Origin of the sequence: Pseudomonas poae RE*1-1-14, from assembly GCF_000336465.1 — a bacterium.
GTDB lineage: Bacteria > Pseudomonadota > Gammaproteobacteria > Pseudomonadales > Pseudomonadaceae > Aquipseudomonas > Aquipseudomonas poae.
Genome location: NC_020209.1, coordinates 4913673 through 4934952 on the forward strand (window position 1 = coordinate 4913673; position 21280 = coordinate 4934952).

The 21280-nt window shown below is 63.6% G+C and carries 17 protein-coding genes; 14 read left to right on the forward strand and 3 right to left on the reverse strand.

The window, feature by feature from the left end:
- Positions 1-162: 162 nt before the first annotated feature.
- Complete coding sequence (locus H045_RS21670; protein WP_003231031.1) at positions 163-861, reverse strand: GntR family transcriptional regulator; 699 nt, start codon at positions 859-861, stop codon at positions 163-165.
- 314 nt (positions 862-1175) lie between these two features.
- On the opposite strand from H045_RS21670, the gene H045_RS21675 reads away from it, so the two are divergent.
- The 7 genes from H045_RS21675 to H045_RS21705 all read left to right on the forward strand — a co-directional run bounded on the left by H045_RS21675 (position 1176) and on the right by H045_RS21705 (position 8948).
- The gene (locus tag H045_RS21675) at positions 1176-2069 is read left to right on the forward strand and encodes a TauD/TfdA dioxygenase family protein (RefSeq protein WP_003231029.1); all 894 of its coding nucleotides are present in this window, start codon (positions 1176-1178) and stop codon (positions 2067-2069) included.
- A 22-nt stretch (positions 2070-2091) separates the two neighbouring features.
- Positions 2092-2943, forward strand: a complete 852-nt coding sequence (locus tag H045_RS21680) for an ABC transporter ATP-binding protein (protein ID WP_003231027.1) — start codon at positions 2092-2094, stop codon at positions 2941-2943.
- Between the two features lie 11 nt (positions 2944-2954).
- On the forward strand, positions 2955-3803 hold the full coding sequence (locus H045_RS21685) for an ABC transporter permease (protein ID WP_015373434.1): 849 nt from the start codon (positions 2955-2957) through the stop codon (positions 3801-3803).
- Positions 3804-3863: 60 nt separating this feature from the next.
- Positions 3864-4784 (forward strand): LysR family transcriptional regulator, encoded by a 921-nt coding sequence (locus H045_RS21690; protein WP_041931550.1) that lies wholly within the window; start codon positions 3864-3866, stop codon positions 4782-4784.
- Between the two features lie 112 nt (positions 4785-4896).
- Positions 4897-6432: an MFS transporter gene (locus H045_RS21695; RefSeq protein WP_015373436.1), complete on the forward strand. Its 1536-nt coding sequence runs from the start codon at positions 4897-4899 to the stop codon at positions 6430-6432.
- A 15-nt stretch (positions 6433-6447) separates the two neighbouring features.
- On the forward strand, positions 6448-7506 hold the full coding sequence (locus H045_RS21700) for an HlyD family secretion protein (RefSeq protein WP_015373437.1): 1059 nt from the start codon (positions 6448-6450) through the stop codon (positions 7504-7506).
- Positions 7503-8948, forward strand: a complete 1446-nt coding sequence (locus H045_RS21705) for an efflux transporter outer membrane subunit (protein ID WP_003231019.1) — start codon at positions 7503-7505, stop codon at positions 8946-8948. Before H045_RS21700 ends, H045_RS21705 begins: the two co-directional genes overlap by 4 nt.
- 289 nt (positions 8949-9237) lie before the next feature.
- Here H045_RS21705 and H045_RS21710 read toward each other — a convergent pair whose 3' ends face one another.
- Both H045_RS21710 and H045_RS21715 read right to left on the reverse strand, forming a co-directional pair.
- On the reverse strand, positions 9238-9936 hold the full coding sequence (locus tag H045_RS21710; protein ID WP_015373438.1) for a DUF3142 domain-containing protein: 699 nt from the start codon (positions 9934-9936) through the stop codon (positions 9238-9240).
- The gene (locus H045_RS21715; protein ID WP_015373439.1) at positions 9933-12098 is read right to left on the reverse strand and encodes a PA5441 family protein; all 2166 of its coding nucleotides are present in this window, start codon (positions 12096-12098) and stop codon (positions 9933-9935) included. Before H045_RS21715 ends, H045_RS21710 begins: the two co-directional genes overlap by 4 nt.
- 180 nt (positions 12099-12278) lie before the next feature.
- Here H045_RS21715 and H045_RS21720 point away from each other — a divergent pair, with 180 nt between their 5' ends.
- The 7 genes from H045_RS21720 to H045_RS21750 all read left to right on the forward strand — a co-directional run bounded on the left by H045_RS21720 (position 12279) and on the right by H045_RS21750 (position 20804).
- A complete protein-coding gene (locus H045_RS21720) occupies positions 12279-13862 on the forward strand; it encodes a glycosyltransferase family 39 protein (protein ID WP_032869881.1) in 1584 nt (527 codons plus the stop codon).
- Between the two features lie 174 nt (positions 13863-14036).
- On the forward strand, positions 14037-14456 hold the full coding sequence (locus H045_RS21725) for a MarR family winged helix-turn-helix transcriptional regulator (protein WP_015373440.1): 420 nt from the start codon (positions 14037-14039) through the stop codon (positions 14454-14456).
- The gene (locus H045_RS21730) at positions 14453-16531 is read left to right on the forward strand and encodes an FUSC family protein (RefSeq protein ID WP_003231010.1); all 2079 of its coding nucleotides are present in this window, start codon (positions 14453-14455) and stop codon (positions 16529-16531) included. Before H045_RS21725 ends, H045_RS21730 begins: the two co-directional genes overlap by 4 nt.
- A complete protein-coding gene (locus H045_RS21735; RefSeq protein ID WP_003231009.1) occupies positions 16528-16737 on the forward strand; it encodes a DUF1656 domain-containing protein in 210 nt (69 codons plus the stop codon). Before H045_RS21730 ends, H045_RS21735 begins: the two co-directional genes overlap by 4 nt.
- Positions 16734-17624: an efflux RND transporter periplasmic adaptor subunit gene (locus H045_RS21740; protein ID WP_003231007.1), complete on the forward strand. Its 891-nt coding sequence runs from the start codon at positions 16734-16736 to the stop codon at positions 17622-17624. The genes H045_RS21735 and H045_RS21740 overlap by 4 nt, the downstream gene beginning before the upstream one ends.
- Positions 17621-19066, forward strand: coding sequence for an efflux transporter outer membrane subunit (locus tag H045_RS21745; protein WP_015373441.1), 1446 nt, complete (start codon positions 17621-17623; stop codon positions 19064-19066). Before H045_RS21740 ends, H045_RS21745 begins: the two co-directional genes overlap by 4 nt.
- Before the next feature lie 241 nt (positions 19067-19307).
- Positions 19308-20804, forward strand: coding sequence for a YdgA family protein (locus H045_RS21750; RefSeq protein ID WP_041931551.1), 1497 nt, complete (start codon positions 19308-19310; stop codon positions 20802-20804).
- Positions 20805-21280 lie beyond the last annotated feature (476 nt).

The window sequence follows — 21280 nt, forward strand, 5'->3', positions numbered from 1 at the left end:
GGATGAGCTTGCAAATCATATTAAAAGTTTTTCGAGAAAATACGTGTTGTGAGGGAGTTATTTACTTAAGTGTGGGAAGTTTCTTTAACCTGCGCAGGCTCAAGCAAGTTGTGTCGGCAGGGCCTGCCCTTGATGGCAAGGGCGCCCCGAACGGCATGAGCTTTACTTGGCGGCTGTTTCAAGGCCATTAAGATAGGCGGATATAACTTCCATCCCTCGCGTCAGGTGATTGCGCAGGGTGAGGATGCTCTCATCGGTCTTCTTCTGCGCCACCAGGCTCAGCAGTTCGCGGTGGTCTTCCTGAGACGTCTCACCCAGCCCCATCGCCTCCAGATTGAAGCGCAGGAAGCGTTCTTCTTCATTCAGGCCATGTTCGACCAGCTTGAGCAGCCGCTGATTGGGCGCCTTGCCATACAGCGCCATGTGGAACAGACGGTTCAGGCGTCCGATCTCGGTATAGTCTTTTTCCCGTTCCAGGGCGTTGATCAATGTCTCGGCCTCGGCAATATCGGCCTCGGTGAGCAACGGAATCGACAGGCGCAGGGCTTCTGACTCCAGCAGGATGCGCAAAGCGTAGGTTTCAGCCGAGTTGTCTTCGATCAAGGGCGCCACCACAGCGCCTTTATGCGTCACCACGTGCAGCAATGACTGCGCCTCCAGCTGGCGCAAGGCTTCACGCACCGGCATACGGCTGACGCCGAACAGGCTGGCCAGTTCCTGCTGGCGCATAGCGGTGCCGCACGGTAAACGGCCATCGAGAATCGCGTTGCGCAAGGTTTCTTCAATTACGGAACGAGCAAGATGAGCGGGAATGGGTCCACTGACCTTAATGCTGTTCAACAGGTTCGGTTTCTGCGTCACGGCTACGCTCTCCTCCCTTTTTAAAATGAGTATGGCTAATTGGATCCAAAGCACACTAGAGACCGCCCCAAAACTTGTCAAACGAGCAAGGTTTTCGGCTTGTAATGGCTTAAACAAGGGGTTCTTGGCCCCCACGCCCAGGTTTGCGACGTCTTACATGACTTCGTCAAATTAATGATTTGCCGCTTTTGCGCAGCTTACCCGCCCCAGCCTGTTCATCGACACATTAGCGTCTATAGATATTCACTAATGGTATTTAAACTAGCGTTCTTATGTCTATAAAGTTGCTCTCCTGTCCGACCGGGAGTCAGTTCATGTCCGCCACCTCTACTGTGCCAACAGCGACCCTCACCCCTCAAGCGTTCGAGATTCGTCCACTGTCCGGCAGCGTCGGTGCCGAGGTCATTGGTCTGGACCTTTCTCACCCGGTCAGCGACGAGGATTTCGCGCGCATTCACCGCGCGCATCTGGACCATCACGTCGTGGTATTTCGCGACCAGCGCATTACGCCCGCTCAGCAGATCGCCTTCAGCCGCCGTTTCGGTGTATTGCAAATTCACGTACTCAAACAGTTCCTGCTTGCCAATCACCCGGAAATCCTGATCGTTTCCAACATCATGGAAAACGGCCAATCCATCGGCTTGGGCGATGCCGGTAAATTCTGGCATTCGGACCTCTCCTACAAGGAACTGCCGAGCCTGGGTTCGATGCTGCACGCCCAGGAGCTGCCTTCCGAAGGCGGCGACACCCTGTTTGCCGACATGCACAAAGCCTGGGACCAGTTGCCCGAGCACCTGCGCAACGCCGTGCAAGGCCGCAGCGCCGCGCATTCCTACACGGCGCGCTACAGCGAAACCAAATTCGAAGGTAACTGGCGCCCGACGCTCACCCCGGAGCAGTTGGCCCAGGTGGCGGAAGTGGTGCACCCCATCGTGCGCACCCACCCGGAAAACGGCCGCAAGGCGCTGTTCGTCAGTGAGGGGTTCACCACCCGCATCGTCGGCCTGCCCGAAGACGAAAGCCGCGACCTGCTGGCCCAGCTCTATGCCCACAGCGTGCTGCCGGAAAACATCTACCGCCATCGATGGCAACCCCACGACATGGTGTTCTGGGACAACCGCTCGCTGATCCACCTGGCCGCCGGTTGCCCGAGCCACCTGCGGCGCAAATTGTTCCGCACCACCATCCAGGGCGATGCGCCTTTCTGAACCTTATTGCACGAGAGTTGAAATGAACGCGCCTTTGCCAGGCCACGCGGCCAGCAACCTGAGCACCGCCCAACCGCTGTTGGCAGTGGACAACGTCAGCCTCGAATACCGCACCCCGGAGCGGGTGGTGCGCGCCACGCACCAGGTCAGTTTCGAGATCGACCCGGCCGATCGCTACGTGTTGCTCGGCCCCTCGGGCTGCGGCAAATCCACGCTGCTCAAGTCCATCGCCGGGTTTATCAAACCCAGTGAAGGCGAGATTCGCTTGCTGGGGCACAAAGTCGAGCAACCGGGTCCGGATCGCATCGTGGTGTTCCAGGAATTCGACCAACTGCCGCCCTGGAAAACCGTCAAACAGAACGTGATGTTCCCGTTGCTGGCGTCCAGGACCCTCAAGCGCCGTGAGGCCGAAGAACGCGCGCTGCATTACCTCGACAAAGTCGGCCTCAGTGCCTTCGCCGATGCCTATCCGCACACCTTGTCCGGCGGCATGAAAGCCCGCGTGGCCATCGCCCGTGCCCTGGCCATGCAGCCGAAAATCCTGCTGATGGACGAACCCTTCGCCGCCCTCGACGCCCTTACCCGACGCAAGATGCAGGAAGAACTGCTGCTGCTCTGGGAAGAGGTGCGCTTCACCCTGCTGTTCGTCACCCACTCCATCGAAGAAGCGCTGGTGGTCGGCAACCGCATCCTCCTGCTGTCGCCCCACCCGGGGCGCGTGCGCGCGGAAATCCACAGCCATCAATACGACCTGCACAGCCTCGGCGGTGTGGACTTTCAGGCCTCGGCGCGGCGCATTCATCGTCTGCTGTTCGATGAAGCGCCCGAGGCCGAACGCGAGTTGGGTTTCGCCGATATTCGCATCGCTTACTAGAGGGTTGCCCCATGCGCCAGGAATACGAAATAACCCTCGAACCGCTGCTCAGTGTGCCGGTGGAACGCGCATTGCCGCTGCGCCAGCGCCTGTGGCAACAAGGTTGGCTGCGCAAGGGCTTGATCCTGATCGTGCTCGCGATCATTTGGGAGTCTGTGGCGCGCTATCAGAACAACGACCTGCTGCTGCCGAGCTTCTTGCAGACCTTCCAAGCGTTGTACGACGGTCTGCTCAGCGGTGAACTGCTGAGCAAGGTCAGCATTTCCCTGGCGGTGCTGATCAAGGGCTACCTGATCGGCATCGTGCTGGCCTTTGCCCTGACCACGCTTGCCGTCTCGACGCAACTGGGCCGCGACTTGTTGAGCACGCTGACCTCGATGTTCAACCCGCTGCCGGCGATTGCCCTGCTGCCGCTGGCGCTGTTGTGGTTCGGCCTGGGCCAGAACAGCCTGATCTTCGTGTTGGTGCATTCGGTGCTGTGGGCGCTGGCGCTCAATACCTATTCGGGGTTTCTCGGCGTGTCCGACACCCTGCGCATGGCCGGTCGCAACTACGGCCTCAAGGGCATGCGCTTCGTGCTGTTCATTCTGATCCCGGCCGCGCTGCCATCGATCCTGGCCGGCCTCAAAATCGGCTGGGCCTTTGCCTGGCGCACCTTGATCGCCGCCGAGCTGGTGTTTGGCGCCACCAGCGGCAAGGGCGGGCTGGGCTGGTACATCTTCCAGAACCGCAACGAGCTGTACACCGACAAGGTATTCGCCGGCCTGGCCGTGGTGATTCTGATCGGCCTGCTGGTGGAAAACCTGGTGTTCGACACGTTCGAGCGGCTCACCGTGAAACGCTGGGGCATGCAGCGATAGGCCGGCCATCCCTGTTAGGATTGCGGTCCATTCACCCTTTCAAGACCGCGAGTGCCTGGCATGCAATTACCGGACATGAACCTGCTGGTCGCCCTCGACGCACTGCTCGATGAAGGCAGCGTGGTCGGCGCCGCACGGCGGATGAACCTCAGCCCGGCGGCCATGAGCCGCACCCTCACACGTATCCGCGAGGCGGTGGGCGACCCGATCCTGGTGCGCGCCGGACGCGGCCTGGTGCCCACGCCCAAGGCGCTGCAACTGCAAGGCCAGGTGCGCAACGTGGTGGAACAGGCCGCGCTGTTGTTTCGCTCGGCCGACCAGGTGGATTTGAGCACCTTGCGGCGTCGCTTCAGCGTGCGAGCCAACGACTTCTTCATCGGCGTGTATGGCGGTCGTCTGTTCGACACCATGGAGCGCATGGCGCCACTTTGCGAGCTGTACTTCGTGCCCGAAGGCGACACCGACGACGAGGCTCTGCGCGAAGGGCGCCTGGACCTGCGGGTGAGCAACACGCTGCCCGTCACTCCTGAAGTGAAGGTGCAGAACCTCTTTTCCACCACCTTCGTCGGGCTGGCGCGCGAAGGCCATCCCTTGTTCGACGGGGACATCACCGCCGCACGGTTTGCCGGTTATTCCCATATCAGCATCTCGCGCCGGGGCATCGCGCGCGGGCCGATCGACACCGCCTTGAACGCACAAGGCCTGGAGCGTCGGGTGGCGATGATTGCCCCGGGGTTTCATGGCGCGATGTTCATGCTGCCCGACTCCGACCTGCTGCTGCCGGTGCCCAAGGAAGCGCTCCTGAGCGTCAAGCGGCTGAACCTGCCGTTGCGTGCTTTTGCCTTGCCAATCTCGCTGCCGACGTTGGTGCTGACCCAATCCTGGCACCCGCGTTTCGACAAGGACCCGGCGCACAAATGGCTGCGCGAAACCTTTCGCGAAAGCTGCCAGGCCACCTGGCTCGAAGCCCAGCCCACCTGACCCTCCCACATGGATTGCGTTGTACGCAGTTATACCCTGCCAATAAGTAACTTTTTGTCATGTGTACACCCCCCTAAACTGCTCGGGTGCTTAACAACCCGAGTTACCGTACATGACTTCCCTCGCTGCCCCCGCCCTGCAGGCCGCAGCCAAACCTGTCGCGCTTGACCCGCCGGTGTTCGGCCCGCGCATCATCATCGGCCTGGTCGGTGTGTTACTGGCGGTGCTGGTGTCCGGCCTCAACGACATGGTCACCAAGATCGCCCTCGCCGACATCCGTGGCGCGCTGTTCATCGGCTATGACGAAGGCACCTGGCTGGTCGCGGCCTACACCGCTACCTCCGTGGCGGCCATGGCCTTTGCGCCCTGGTGCGCGGTGACCTTCTCCCTGCGTCGCTTCACCCTGTGCGCCATCGGCCTGTTCACTCTGCTCGGTATCCTCTGCCCGTTCGCGCCGAACTACGAAAGCCTGTTGCTGCTGCGCACCGTGCAAGGCCTGGCCGGCGGCGCATTGCCGCCGATGCTGATGTCGGTGGCGCTGCGCTTTCTGCCGGCCAACATCAAGCTGTATGGCCTGGCCGGCTACGCACTCACCGCCACCTTCGGCCCGAGCCTGGGCACGCCGCTGGCTGCGCTGTGGACCGAGTACGTGGGCTGGCAGTGGGCGTTCTGGCAGATTGTCGCGCCCTGCCTGCTGGCGATGGCGGCGGTGGCCTACGGGTTGCCGCAGGACCCGCTGCGCCTGGAGCGCTTCAGGCAGTTCAACTGGCGTGGCCTGCTGCTGGGCTTTCCGGCGCTCTGCATGCTGGTGATCGGCCTGCTGCAAGGCAACCGCCTGGACTGGTTCGAGTCCGGCCTGATCACCTTTTTGCTCGGCGGCGGCACCCTGTTGCTGGTGCTGTTCCTGCTCAATGAGTGGTCGCAGCCGCTGCCGTTTTTCAATGTGCAGATGCTTGGCCTGCGCAACCTGGCGTTTGCCCTGATCGTGCTGGCTGGGGTGCTGATGGTGCTCACCTCGGTGATCATCATCCCGTCGAGTTTCCTTGCTCAGGTGCAGGGCTACAGGCCGCTGCAGACCGCGCCGGTGATGTTGCTGATGGCCTTGCCGCAATTGATCGCGCTGCCGCTGGTGGCGGCGCTGTGCAACCTGCGTCGGGTCGATTGCCGCTGGGTGCTGGGCGTGGGTTTGAGCCTGCTGGTGCTCAGTTGTCTGGGCAGTTCGCACCTGACCTCGGCGTGGATTCGCGACGACTTCTATGGCTGGTACCTGCTGCAAATCATCGGGCAACCCATGGCGGTTCTGCCGCTGCTGATGCTCTCCACCGGCAGCATCCAGCCTGTTGAGGGGCCGTTCGCCTCGGCCTGGTTCAACACCGTCAAGGGCCTGTCTGCGGTGGTTGCCGCCGCAGTGCTCGAAACCCTGACCACCCGGCGCGAACACTTCCACTCCACCACCCTGGTGGACCGCCTGGGCAACTCGCCCCTGGCCGACGGCGATGCGCCGGGCCTGGCTCAGCGCCTGCACGAGCAGGCCGCGGTGCTCACCTATTCGGATCTGTATGTAGTCATGGCCGGTGTCGCGGTGGCGTTGATCCTGCTGATTTTCTGGATGCCCACGCGGATTTATCCGCCTCGCGCACCGACGTAGCCTCAAGGACTCCCCATGAAACGCAAAGACAAAATTGCCGTCTCCGTTATCGCTGTATTTGCCGTAGGCGTGCTGGTGTATCTGGTCACGCCGGGCCTGCTGGGCAGCCGGCGCCAGTCCACCAACGATGCCTTCGTCGCCGCCGACTTCACCCTGATCGCCCCGCGTGTGGCCGGTTTTATCAAAGAGGTGCTGGTGCAAGACAACCAGCAGGTCAAGGCAGGCCAACTGCTGGCGCTGATCGACGACCGTGATTTTCGCGCCGCCGCCCAGGCCGCCGATGCCGATGCGTTGGTCGCCCAAGCCCAGCTCGAAAACGCCGGCGCCACCCTGGAGCGCCAAGGCTCGGTGATCGCCCAGGCCCAGGCCACCGTAGCGGCAGACCGCGCCGAAGTGGCGTTCGCCGAGCACGAACTGAACCGCTACAACCACCTCGCCGGCGTGGGCGCGGGCACCGTGCAGAACGCCCAGCAAGCCAAAACCCGCATCGACCAGGCCACCGCGCGCCTGGCCAAATCCACGGCGGTGCTGGCGGCCGAACGCAAGCAGGTCGAGATTCTCAGCGCCCAGCGCGATGCAGCCGAAGGGGGGCTCAAGCGCGCTCAGGCGGCATTGGAAATGGCCAGTTATCAGCTGTCCTACACGCGCATCGTCGCGCCGGTGGACGGCATGGTCGGCGAGCGCGCGGTGCGGGTCGGCGCCTATGTCACGCCGGGCAGCAAGTTGCTCGCCGTGGTGCCGCTGAGCGAGGCCTATGTGGTGGCCAATTTCCAGGAAACCCAGCTGTCGCACATGCACGCCGGCCAACCCGTGCAGGTGCGGGTCGACAGCCTCGACGGTGAGGTGCTCAACGGTCATCTGGAAAGCCTGGCGCCGGCTACCGGTGTGACGTTCGCCTCGATCAAACCGGACAACGCGACCGGCAACTTCACCAAAGTGGTGCAGCGCATCCCGGTGAAGATCATCCTCGAACCCGGCCAGCCCCTCACCGAGCGTCTGCGGGTGGGCATGTCGGTGGAGGCCAGCGTCGACACCCAGCCGGTCGCGCAACCGCGTGAGGTGGCCCAGCAATGACACGTCTTGCCTGGCTCGCCTTGAGCGTCATCAGCCTGAGCGCCTGCACCGTCGGCCCGGATTTTCACACGCCCCAGGGGCCGCATGTCGAGCGTTGGCGCGAACCCCAGGGCCGTCAGGCGGACAGCCGCGCTGTAGCCGATCCGCTGCAGGAACGCTGGTGGGACGTGTTCGGTGATGCGCAACTGTCAGCCCTCACACGTCGCGCCCTCACCGATAACCTCGATCTGAAACTGGCCGGCAGCCGTCTGCAGCAAAGCCGCGCCGTGCGCCAGGTGACCACCGCCGGACGTTACCCCAACCTCGCGGCAAGCGGTGGCTACCAGCGCAAACGCAACAGTGGCGAAGGCCTGAACGACCCCTCCGGAGAAAACGGCCGCTCGGCGTTCAACCAATGGGACACGGGCTTCTCGGCTGCCTGGGAGCTGGACTTCTGGGGCCGCGTCAAGCGTGAGACCGAAGCCGCCGACGCCACCCTGCAAGTCGCCGAAGACGACCGCCGCGCCGTGCTGCTCTCGGTGCTGGCCGAGACCGCCCAGGACTACATCCAACTGCGCGGCGTGCAGAACACCCGCGCCGTCACCGAGCAGAACCTCGACGTCGCCCGGCACAGCCTGAAGCTCTCGCAACTGCGACTGGCCGACGGCGTCGCCACCGATCTGGACGTGGCCGAAGCCGCCGCTCAGGTCGCCACCATCGAAGCGCGCCTGCCGGAGTTGCAACAACGTCAGGACCAGTTGATCAACGCCCTCAGCCTGCTGATGGGCGAGCCGCCGCAAGCGTTGCACGCGCAACTGTCCCAAGACGCCGCCGTACCGCAAACCCCGCGTCAGGTCGCCATTGGCCTGCCGTCGCAGTTGGCCGAGCGCCGTCCGGATATCCGCCAGGCCGAGGCGCGCCTGCACGCCGCCACCGCCAACATTGGCGTGGCCAAGGGCGATTTTTACCCGCGCATCACCCTGTCCGGCAGCCTCGGCACCCAGGCCCTGCAACTGGCGGATTTCGGCACCTGGGGCTCGCGCGCGTTTGCCTTCGGCCCGCAGTTCAGCCTGCCGCTATTCAATGGCGGCCGCTTGCAGGGCATGTTGACGCTGCGCGAAGCCCAGCAGCAGGAAGCGGCGCTGGCCTATCAGCACACCGTGCTGCGCGCCTGGCACGAGATCGACGACCAGTTGACCCGCTACAACGCCAGCCAGTTGCGCCGCGACAGCCTCGCCGAAGCCGTGCGCCAGAACCGGATCGCCCTGACCACCGCGCAGCACCAATACGTCGAAGGCGTGGCGGATTTCGTCAACGTCCTCACCGTGCAGAGCGCGTTGCTGGCGACTCAGGAGCAATGGGTGCAAAGCTCCACCGACGTGTCGCTGGCCATGGTCGGTTTGTACAAGGCCCTGGGCGGTGGGTGGGAGTCGGTGTACCCGGTGCAAACGGCCGGGCGCTAAGCCTTGGCACGCCCTGTGATTATTGCGGTGAGCAGGCGTTTTTGTGGTGACCAGACTTAGTGTGGTCACCAGGCTTGTTGTGGCGAGCGGGCTTGCCCCGCGTTGGGGTGCGAAGCGCCCCCAATCCAGCAAAACGCAGTGTACCTGATACGGCTCAGCGCCTGGTGTTGGGGCTGCTGCGCAGCCCAACGCAGGACAAGCCTGCTCGCCACAGGGAATCTGCGCGTAACTGAACGGCATTGGGGCTTGCCACAGGAATGGGGTTGCCTGAAATAGCCCATTCGCAGCGCTAAGGATTGCGCAAAAACACCACATACCCGCCGAACCACTTGCTCTCGCGCAAATACGCCGGTGCCTGCCACTCGCCGCCCTGAATCAAGCCCACCTTGAACGGCACGCCCATCCGGCTCACCCTCGGCAGATACGCCGCGTAATCCGGGATGCTGTGCCGCCCCTGGTACGTCTGCACCACCACCTCATCCACCACGCCCTTAAGCTGAGCGATGGCGGTCGGGTCGGCGTTGCTGCCCCAGTCCAGCAGACCGGTGATGCTCAGGCGCAGGTCGGCAGGCAGGCGTTGGCGCAGGTCGCGCAGAAAGTCTGCGTATTCGTGCAGGTATTGGGTGCGCGCATCGAAGTCGATCTGGATGCCTATCACCGTATTGCCCGCGTCACGCCAGCGTTGCACCTGGCCGAGCAGTTGCGTGTAGACGCGCTCCGGCCAGTGCAGGGTGTGGGCGCGGTAGACGATCCAGATCTCGCCCTGGGTGATACGCGGCACGCTCATGCCCTGCGCGATCAAACGTACGGTGGGCGTGCGGCGGGTAGCGTTGATCTGGCCCTGAAGGATGTACAGCGTCTTCGCCTGCTTGAGCACCGGCTGCGGGGTGACGCCACTCCACAGCCAGAAAGCGTCATAGTCGCCGGCATCGACAGCGCCGAAGGCCGGGCTTGCCAGCAACAGCAGGCCCAGCCAGAGGTGTTTCACCAGTAGTACTGCAAGGCGTTGCCCCACTGGGTGTCGCTAAAGCCAGTCTTGAGCTGGCGGAACCAGGCCTTGCGCACGGCCGGCGCGACGTCTTCGCCGCCGCAACTGTTATAGCCGGCGGGCGCGTAGCAGTTGATGGCGCGAAACAGCGCATAGGCCTTGTCGGTTTTCGGCGCCTTGGGGTTGGCGATCACCCGTTTGTAGCCATCCAGGCGCGAGAAGGTTTCACCGGGGAAGTCCGACGCGCTGCTGCCCAGGCTGCCGGCGGCGCGGGCTTGTTCCAGAGGCATGCCGTCCAGGCTGTTGCGCAGAATGAATTCACCGAAGCAATTGAGCGCCTGCGGGTTTTTTGCGTCGCTCTGCAAAATCGCGGCGGTTTGCGCGATGCTCGGGCAGGTGTAGCCGGATTCGGCCTTGTCGCCATTCCACTGGAACAGCTTCAAGGTTTGCCCGCCGCCGTAGGTGTAGCCCAGGCTGGTGCCGAGTTTGTCTTCAGGCGGCGTGGCCGGCAGTTGCTTGAGGTCGTCGGCGAAGGTGGCGAACTGGCTGCGCAGCAAGTCCTTGTAGAGCAGCACGAACTGCGCCGTGTGGCGCTCCACCGGATCGCGGGCATTGGCGATCTGCTGGCGCAGCAGGTCGGGACCGGCAACGGTGCGCAGCAGCAGATAGCGCACGTTGTTGGCGTCGATCAGAGAATCGGCCGCGAAGACCTTGGCCAACTCGCCGCTGCGTTCGTAGTTCATCGCCAGGGCCAGCTCCAACTGGTCGCGTTGCAGGGGCTGTTTGGCCAGCGGCAGCAGTTGCAGCCAAAGGGCTTGGGCCGCTTTCCAGTCCTGCCTGGCTTCCAGGGCCAGGCCGCGCAAGGTCTGCTGGCTGAAAGCGAAGTAATCCAGGTTCGACGGCACGTCCTGTGGCAGCAGCTTCAGGGCGGCTTCGGGTTGATGCGCCACGTACAGTGCAAACGCCGCTTGCAGGTAAGCGTACAGCGCCGGTTCGCCCGCAAACGTGGCCTTCTGTTTGTCGAGGTCGGCGCGGGTCAGTTTGGGCGGCGTTTCGGCGCGTATCAGCATCAGGTCGTTGACCGCCTGCAGCATCGGGTTCTTCAGGCTGCCAGCGCTGTCCATCAACAGCTTGAGGTCGGCCTCTTGCACCAGGTCATCGAGTGACACATTGCGCTGCTCAGCGGTGGCTTCGGTCATTTGCCAGGCGAAGTCCTCCGCGAGCTTGCCATCGTCATTGGCCAGCCAGTGCACACGCCGTAACAGGCCTCGGGCGGAGGTCGCGTACCGGCCCTGTGGATAAGTGCTCAGGTAGCCGCGCAAACCCTTTTCGGCGTTGTCCAGCGCAGACTTATCCACATGCTCACGCTGCGGCATGCCGTATTCGTCGAAGGCTTCGGCCTGGGCCTGGTTCAACGCCGTGCGCGCGGTCATGTACAGCGCGGTTTCCTGCAGCCACGGCAGGGTTGAGCCGCTGGCAGCGGCAAAACCGCGTTCGGCTTCACTGAAGCGCCCGCTGTAGAAGTCGGCGGCGGCTTGCAGGTAGGTGCCCAACAGGCGGCCGTTCGAGGACTCGATTTCGCCAGTGACCACCGCGCCATCCCAACTGCAGGCCGTGAGTAATTGCAGGCGCGCCCTGGCCAGCAGCACGCGTTCGGTATCCGGCATATCGGCCTTGATTACCTGGCTGACAAACGCCGTGGCGCTGTTATCGTCGTTGCTGCGGCAGCGGCTGCCTTCACCGCTCAAAAACGCTTCGCCGGCGGTTTTGTAGTCCTCGCGCTGGATGCCCAAGGTTTTGAGCAGCGTGTCCAGTTCGGCGGTGCGGGAGTCGTCGAGCTTGTCGTCCGGTTCGTCGTTGCTGGCAGGCGCAGGGCTGAGGCGATACACCGCAAACGGTACCTGGCCGAATCCCTCGGACAGGTCGGTTTCGTCCAGGGCATTGGGGGCCAGCGGTGCGACCTTTTTATCGGACAGCAGCAGGCGCAGGTTCACCCGGCTGTCGTTGCCGGGGCTCAGAAAGGGCAGGTTGTTGCACGGGTCCAGGCTGTCACGCGACACCCGCCAGTCCGGGTAGCACGAGTCGTCCGAGCTGGCCGCAGCCTGCTGGGAAATACCGGCGAGCAGTGCCAGTGCCAGGGGTGACAGAAAACCGATGCGCATGGAGTGTCCTTGAGCCTGAGTCCTTGGAGGAGGGCAATCATAGCGTGATCCGGCCAGCGCTTCGGTGAAGTCCTGCGCAATTGGCCGATTTGTCCGATTGCACAAGCGAATCAGGGGCATTTGTCCTAAAGTGGCGTGGGTTTGCATGTCGGCAATCAGAGCAGTGGCAGGGGAATCAAGGTGCGTCGGTCTGTGGTAGAGCAAAACGAAAAAATCACGGCATTGCCCGCGCTCAACCGACTTGGCTGGGAGCGGGCCGGCTGGGTCAGCCAACTCTGGTGGGTACCGATCCTGGCGCTGGCAATGGCCCTGCGGTTCTACAACCTGACGACGTCGGCCATCTGGGGCGATGAAGGCTCAAGCCTCCTGCTCAGTGAATACGCCGTGGACGACCTGTGGTTCCACGCGGCCCACGACGTGCATCCGCCGCTCTACTTCTTTTTGCTGCGCGGCTGGATTGAACTGTTCGGCGACAGCATCGGGTCGATCAGGGCCATGAGTGCCATTCCTGGTGTGATCGTCGTGGGCCTGGGCACCTGGCTTGCGCGGCAGCTGTCCACACGGCGCGCGGCGGTACTGGCCGGTGTCCTGCTGGCGCTGCTGCCGACGGCGGTGCGATACAGCCAGGAAGTGCGCATGTATTCGCTGCTGGGCGTATGGCTGCTGGGCGCAACGCTGGCGCTGGTGTATTGGGTGCGCCAACCCGAACGCACACGCTATCTGGTGGCCTATGGGGTGCTGATGGCGGCAGGTTTCTACACTCATTACTTCACCGCACTGTGCGTGCTGGTGCATTGGGCGTACCTGGGCGTGCTGGGCACCTGCGGTCAGCGTCTGATCACGCGCCGGGCATGGTGGGCGACCAACATCGCAATTGTGCTGGTGTACCTGCCCTGGTTGCCAGGCCTGCTGGATCTGGTACAGCACGTCGACCAGCTCAAGGTCGGCGGCGACATCGGCTGGGAAGATCCGGTCAATGCGCTGTCCGTGCCATCGATGATCTGGCAGTTCATGTTGCAGGATGAAGGCCTGGATCTGTGGCGACCGCTGTTCTGGGGGTTTGCGCTGCTATTGATCGCGCTGGTTGGCGTCAGCGTCTGGCGTGATCGCGAACCTTATCGACCAGCCATCCTGCTGGCGCTGTTTTTCCTGCTGCCGCTTTTGCTGGTCTACGCCGTGTCGTTTATCTCGCCGGTGTTCATTGAACGCTACCTCACGGTGTATGCCCTGGGCTTGCCGATCCTGCTGGCGCTGCTCATCGACCGTGGGTCGTGGTGGGGCGCGGCGTTGTTCGTGTTGGTGGTGGGGGTGGAGCTGGTTGGGCTGAAGAACAACTTCACGGTGGACGAGCAGGACCAATTCAACGTGCCGGTGGAGTTCGTCAACCGCAACTATCAGGAAGATGATCGCATCGTGCTCAGCGACATGATGTGGTACCTCAGTTACGTCTATTACGACCAGACCGACGCCCAATTGCAGCTCTACACCCCGCCCAAACCCGACGGCACCCCAACGCGACCGAATGCCTACGGCTTCGGCACGCTGGTGGATCAAGACGGCGGGCGCATCTACCTCGACCACCTCTCGTCACTGCCTGCCGGCACCCGACGCGTATGGCTGATCAGCAGCAACGAAACGCCGGACGAATTTGCGCCACTGCCCCCGGGCTGGCACGAACTCAGTCGCCAGGACGGCGGTGGCGCCAGGGCACGCTTGTTTGTGTTGTGCACTGTGCCGTCGATGTTGCCCGAGGGCTGCCCCTAGACTGGGCTTGGGCTTCGACGCGACAGCCCCGGCGCCAAGACTGATCCAAATGCCACCACCCATCCGCCAAATTGTTTCAAAACTTGACGCTCAAGCCTGCTTCCACCATATTGATAGTTAGCAAACTAACTGTATGCGAACGATCCCGTGTCCCAATCCCTCGAACAACTCCAGATGAACCTTAGCAGCAGCATGGTGGTGGGCGCCCGCAACTGGCGCAAAATCTGCCAGGCCACGTTGGTGAGCTATGGCATCTCCGAAGCCTGCGCCGTGCCGCTGTTGATGATCGGCCGTCTGGGCGACGGTGTGCATCAGGTCAAGGTGGCCCAGGCCTCCGGCATCGAAAGCCCGTCACTGGTGCGTCTGCTCGACCAGCTGTGCAGCGGCGGCTATGTGTGCCGTACCGAAGACGCCCACGACCGCCGCGCCAAGGCCCTGAGCCTCACCGAGCGCGGCCGTGAGCTGGTGCAGGCGGTGGAAGCGCAACTGGTGCGCCTGCGCCGCGAAGTGCTGGCCGACATTCCTCACAGCGACCTCGAAGTCGCGTTGCGTGTGCTGCGCGCCTTCGAGGCCGCGGGGGCGGTGGCGTCTTGAACGGATTCTTGACCGGCATGCCGCCGGCCCGCGACTGGTTTTACGGCGTGCGCACCTTCGCGGCGTCGATGATCGCGCTGTACATCGCCATGCTCATGCAAATGCCGCGTCCGTATTGGGCGATGGCCACCGTGTACATCGTCTCCAGCCCGTTCGTCGGCCCTACCAGCTCCAAGGCGCTGTACCGCGCCATCGGCACCCTGATGGGCGCGGCGGCGGCGGTGTTGTTCGTGCCGATGTTCGTGCAGTCGCCCTACATCCTGGTGGTGGTGATTGCGCTGTGGACCGGCACCTTGCTGTTCCTCTCCATGCACCTGCGCACCGCCAACAACTATGCCCTGATGCTCGCCGGCTACACCCTGCCGCTGATCGCGCTGCCCGTGGTGGATAACCCCTTGGCGGTATGGGACGTGGCTGAAGCGCGTACCGAAGAAATCTTCCTCGGCATCGTCGTGGCCGCCGTGGTCGGCGCGATGTTCTGGCCGCGTCGACTGATGCCGGTGTTCGACGGTTCGGTGGCCAAGTGGTTTGCCGACGCGCAGGTCTACAGCCAGCGCTTTCTCACGCGCAACGTCGATACCGAGGAAGTCAGCAACCTGCGTGGCGGCATGGTCGCCACGTTCAACACCCTTGAATTGATGATCGGCCAATTGCCCCACGAAGGCGCGCGGCCGCAGACGGTGCGCAACACCAAGGAACTGCGCGGGCGCATGATTCACCTGTTGCCGGTGATCGACGCCCTGGACGACGCGGTGTACGCCCTCGAACACCGCGCCCCCGAGTTTCTTGAACGCTTCACACCGTTGCTGCACGCCGCCAACACCTGGCTCGAAAGCACAACCGACACCGCGCCCCTTGAACGCTGGCGTCAGCTGCGCGACCAGATCGACGCCGCCCAACCCCAGGGCGACGCACTCAACGACCGCCACACGCTGCTGTTCTCCAACGCGCTCTACCGCCTGGCCGAGTGGGTCGACCTGTGGCAGGACTGCCGCAGCTTGCAGGCCGCCATCCAGTGCGAAAGCCAGGACAGCTGGCGCGCCGTCTACCGTCATTGGCGCCTGGGCCGACTCACGCCGTTCCTCGACCGTGGCCTGATGTTCTACTCGGCGTTTTCCACTGTCAGCGCGATCATCGTCGCCTCGGTGCTGTGGATCCTGCTGGGCTGGACCGACGGCGGCAGCGCGGTGATTCTGGCCGCCGTCGCGTGCAGCTTCTTCGCCACGATGGACGACCCGGCGCCGCAGATTTACCGGTTCTTTTTCTGGACGGCCCTGTCGGTGCTGTTCGCCAGCCTGTACCTGTTTCTGGTGCTGCCCAACCTGCACGATTTCCCGATGCTGGTACTGGCCTTCGCCGTGCCGTTCATCTGCATCGGCACCCTCACGGTCCAGCCGCGTTTCTACCTGGGCATGCTGCTGACGCTGGTCAATACCTCGTCATTCATCAGCATCCAGGGCGCCTACGACGCGGATTTTCTCAATTTCGCCAACGTCAACCTGGCCGGGCCCGTGGGCCTGCTGTTCGCCTTTGTATGGACGCTGATCGCGCGGCCCTTCGGCGCGGAACTGGCGGCCAAGCGCCTCACCCGTTTCAGCTGGCGTGACATCGTCAGCCTCACCGAACCCGCCACCCTGGCCGAGCACCGGCACATGGCCGCGCAAATGCTCGACCGCCTGATGCAGCACCTGCCGCGCCTGGCCCTCACCGGGCAGGACACCGGCATCGCGCTGCGCGACCTGCGCGTGGCACTCAACCTGCTCGACCTGCTGGCCTACTCGCCGCGCATCCTCGGCGTGCCCCGGGTGCTGCTCAATCAGGTGGTGGAAGGTGTGGGCGGCTACTTCAAGGCCTGCCTCAAGGCGGGTGAACGCTTGCCCGCGCCCAGCGGTCTGCTGATGACACTCGACCGCACCCGTCGCGCCCTCAATGGCCAGGGCTTGCAGGACGCCGACGACACCCGCCTGCACCTGCTGCACGCCCTGGCCGGCCTGCGCCTGGCGCTGCTGCCGGGGGTTGAATTCATTGGTGGCACGGAGCTTGAAGCGCCGCTGCCGGATGGAGCGCCTTTATGATCGGTGATCTGGATATCAGCGGGGTATTCCTGCCCACGCTGCTGGTGCTGATGGGCATTACGTACCTGTTGTTTCTGGTGGTGCACGGGCTGTTGACGCGCATGCACTTCTATCGCCTGGTCTGGCACCGGGCATTGTTCAATGTGGGGCTCTACGCGCTGATGCTGGGCGCGGTGGACTCACTCAGTCGATACCTGATGACATGAAAAAACCTTTTTTGACCATCGGCCGTGTAACCCTGACGCTTCTGGTGGTGACCTTCGCCGTCGTCGTCGTGTGGCGCATGGTGATGTACTACATGTTTGCCCCCTGGACCCGCGACGGGCACATCCGCGCCGACATCGTGCAGATTGCGCCGGACGTATCCGGGCTGATCCAGCAGGTGGATGTGCGCGACAACCAACTGGTCACCAAGGGCCAGGTGCTGTTCGCCGTCGACCAGGACCGTTTCAAGCTCGCCCTGCGTCAGGCCCGCGCCGCCGTGGCCGACCGCCAGGAAACCCTGGCCCAGGCCCAGCGCGAGTACAAGCGTAACCGTGGCCTCGGCAATCTGGTGCCCAGCGAACAACTGGAAGAAAGCCAGTCCCGCGTGGCCCGCGCCCAGTCGGCCCTGGCCGAAGCGCAAGTGACGGTGGACGCGGCTCAGTTGAACCTCGACCGTTCGGTGATCCGCAGCCCGGTGGACGGCTACGTCAACGACCGTGCGCCGCGCAGCCAGGAATTCGTCACCGCCGGGCGCCCGGTGCTGTCGGTGGTCGACAGCAATTCCTTCCACATCGACGGTTATTTCGAAGAGACCAAGCTCGACGGCATCCACGTCGGCATGGCCGTGGACATCCGTGTGATCGGCGACAACGCGCGCTTGCGCGGTCATGTGCAGAGCATCGTCGCCGGCATCGAGGACCGCGACCGCAGCAGCGGCTCCAACCTGCTGCCCAACGTCAACCCGGCGTTCAGCTGGGTGCGCCTTGCCCAGCGGATTCCGGTGCGCATCGCCTTCGACGACGTGCCGGCCGACTTTCGCATGATCGCCGGGCGTACGGCCACGGTGTCGATCATCGGCGACCCGGTTAAAGACGGAGAGCAACCATGAAGCGGCTTCTGGCGACTTCCGCATTGGGGTTGCTGCTGTCGGCCTGCCAAGTGGTGGGCCCGGATTACTCGCTGCCGGACACCGCAGCCGTCAACCGCAAAGACCTGCAAGGGCCGATGGCGGGCGAGGGCGACAACGTGGTGTCGGCACCGGTGCCGGCTGACTGGTGGAAGCTGTACAAGGACCCGCGCCTGGATGAGCTGGTGCGCCAGGCCATGGCCTCCAATACCGACCTGCGCGTGGCCGCCGCCAACCTGCAGCGCGCGCGTTACCAGAGCCAACAGGCCGAGTCCGCCGGCGGCTGGAGTGCCGGCGCCAAGGCCGAAGCCCAGCGCCTGCAGGAATCCGGCGAGGCGTTCCTGCTGGCCGACAAAGTGCCGGTGGACAACATCGGCAGCGTGGGCATTACCACCTCGTACCAGTTCGACCTGTTCGGCACCTTGCAACGAGGCATCGAAAGCGCTCAGGCCAATGCCGACGCAGCCCAGGCGGCGGCCGATATCGCCCGCATCACCTTGGTGGCCGATGTAGTGCGTTCGTACACGCGGGTGTGCGCGGCCAACGAAGAACTGGCAATCGCCCACGAGTCCCTTGACCTGCAAGGCCAGAGCACCCGGCTGACCCAGCGCCTGCGCGACGCCGGGCGCGGTGATGAAACCCAGGTGACCCGCTCGCAGACCCAATACAAATCCTTGCGCGCCGACATGCCGCGCTATGAAGCCGCGCGTCAGGCTGGCTTGTTTCGCCTGTCGATGCTGCTGGCCAAGCCGCTGGACCAATTGCCGGCCGGCACCGCGCATTGCGCCGAGCTGCCGCACATCGCCCAACTGCTGCCAGTGGGCGACGGCGCCGCCTTGCTCAAACGCCGCCCGGACGTACGCCAGGCCGAACGCCAACTGGCCGCCGCCACCGCGCGCATCGGCGTGGCCACCGGCGCGCTCTACCCGGACATCGCCATTGGCGCCTCTGTCGGCACGGTGGGACTGCTCGACGACCTCGGCACGCCGGCGACCAACCGCTGGGGCTTTGGCCCGATGATCAGTTGGACCGTCCCCACCAACGGCGCGCGCGCGCGCATCCACGAAGCCGAGGCCGCCACCCAGGGCGCCCTGGCTCATTTCGACGGGGTGGTGCTCAACGCCATCCGCGAAACCCAGACCGGCCTTGCGCAATACACGGCCATGTTGCAGCGCCGCGATGCGCTGGCCGAAGCCGGCGAGTCCGCCAGGGAAGCGGCGGGGCAGACCCATCGCTTCTTCCAGGCCGGTCGCGCATCGTTTCTGGCCGACCTGCAGGCCACGCGCACCTACACCGATGTGCGCGCGCAACTGGCGGCTGCCAACACCCAGGTTGCCATGAGCCAGATTGACCTGTTCCTGGCGCTGGGTGGCGGCTGGGAAAGCGCACGAACCCAAGGCACGCAGGCCCCGGCAAAGCCTTGAAACACCTTGAGTGACACGGGCTGGCGTATACCTGGACCGCACGTTTGCAGTGTCTCCATCACTCATCGGATGAGATTGATGGGGCGCACCCGTGAACTCCCGCTGACCGAGCCCCTCTGAAAGGCTGGGCCGTTCGCGGCCGCCAGTGCTAATCTTCCCCCGTTTTCGGCGGGCTTGAGCCAACCCCTACAGGGTTCAAGGAAGACAGCCCACTTCTCACAGGATTTGATCAGGTCACTTCATGAATAAGCCAGCAGTCGTTCTTTTGGGTTTTGTGGTCGCCGTTGGCGTCGTCAGTGCAGGCGGCGCCTGGTACACCGGTAAACAACTGGAGCCGGTGCTGCAAACCGCTATCCAGAACGCCAACAAGGAACTGCAGACCTCCATGGCCGGCGTCGATGGCAAGGTCTCCCTGGAGCTGGTCTCCCTGGATCGCGGCGTGTTCAGCAGCACTGCCCACTACCGTCTCAAGGCGCAGGGCGCAGTCTTCGGCGAAGACAATCCCAACCCCGAGTTGCTGTTCGTCGACCATATCGAACACGGCCCGCTGCCGTTCTCGCGTCTGGTCACGCTCAAATGGCTGCCGGTCATGGCCACCAGTCACTTCGAGCTGGAAAAGAACCCCACCAGCGAAAAATGGTTCGCCGCCGCCAAAGACGTGTCGCCGCTCAAAGGCGTGACCAATATCGGCTACACCCGTTCGGTCAACGGCAATGTCGAACTGCTGCCCCTGGAGTTCAAGGACGACAAGTCCTCGGCGAGCTTCTCCGGCCTCAACCTCAACTTCGACAGCACCGCCGAAGGCAAGAAGGTCAAGCTCGACGGCTACATGAACAGCCTCAAGGTGGCGGCGGTGGGTGCCGACGGCACGCCGTTCGCAGCCGACCTGGCTGGCCTGACCGTGGCCAGCAACCTCGAGAAGTCCACCTTCGACTTCTACACCGGGCAGAACACCGTGGAGCTGACCGACGCCAAGTTCACCTTCGGCCCGCAGCAAAGCGTGCTGACCCTCAAGGGCTTCGAGCAGAAAGATTCCAGCAACACCAAGGACAACAACCTGGCCGGCCGCGTCGACTACAAGATCGACGAGATCGGTTATCAGGGCAAACCCGTGGGTTCGGCCGCCATGGCCGTGAGCATGAAGAACGTCGACGTCCCGTCGATGGTGGTGCTGACCAAGCTCTATCAGGAAAAAATGCAACCGGTGCAAGCCGCCGCCGCTGCGGGCGAACCGGTGCCGGAACTGCAACTGACTGAAGCCGAACAGGCCCTTGCCGACGCCAACGTCAACCAGTTGTTGGCCGCCAAGCCGCAAGTGGCGGTCGAGAATCTGTCGCTGAAAACCACCCATGGCGAAAGCAAGTTCAACCTTGTACTGGACCTGACCAAGCCCGCCAGCATGGAACTGCCGCCGGTTGAGCTGGGCAAGCAGATGGTGTCGCTGCTGGACGCCAACCTCACCCTGTCCAAGCCAATGATCGCCGACGTCGCCGCTCTGCAGGCACAGCTCGGCGGCGTGACCGATCCTAAAGCCATCGAGCAGCAAGGGCAGGCGGCGTCGCAGATGATCAGCGGCATGGCGGTCGGCACCCAACTGGCCACGGTGGTCGGGACTGACGTGGTGTCCAAGCTGCATTACGCCAACAACGAATTGACCTTCAACGGCCAGAAGATGACCGTCGAGCAATTCCTCGGCTTCGTAATGGGCAAAGTCGGCGCCGTCAGCGGCGCTCAGTAAGGGTCAACGCGGCCAACATGTGGGAGGGGGGCAAGCCCCCTCTTAAAAGTCTTGGCTGCGTGTGAGCCGTTTCAGGCAACCACACTCCTGTGGCTAGGCGGCTTATTGTGGCGAGCGGGCTTGCCCTAAAGCCGACCGGAATGGGGAATGTGAACGCGATCAAATGTGGGAGCGGGCTTGCCCGCGAAGGCGTCGGTCCAGCAACCATTGAGGTCGACTGACCCACCGCTTCCGCGGGCAAGTCGCAGCGCCGCTCCCACAGGGGATTTACGCTTAACTGTGGCGAGCAGGCTTGTCCTGCGTTGGGCTGCGTAGCAGCCCCAAAACCAGGCGCTGTGTAGCGTCACGTACACCGCGTTTTCCTTGATTGGGGGCGCTTCGCACCTCAACGCGGGGCAAGCCCGCTTGCTACAGAGGCTCCAGTTTGCTGCCCGACGGAGCCCAATTCTGAACAATTGTTCCGATTTGGCCTTCGC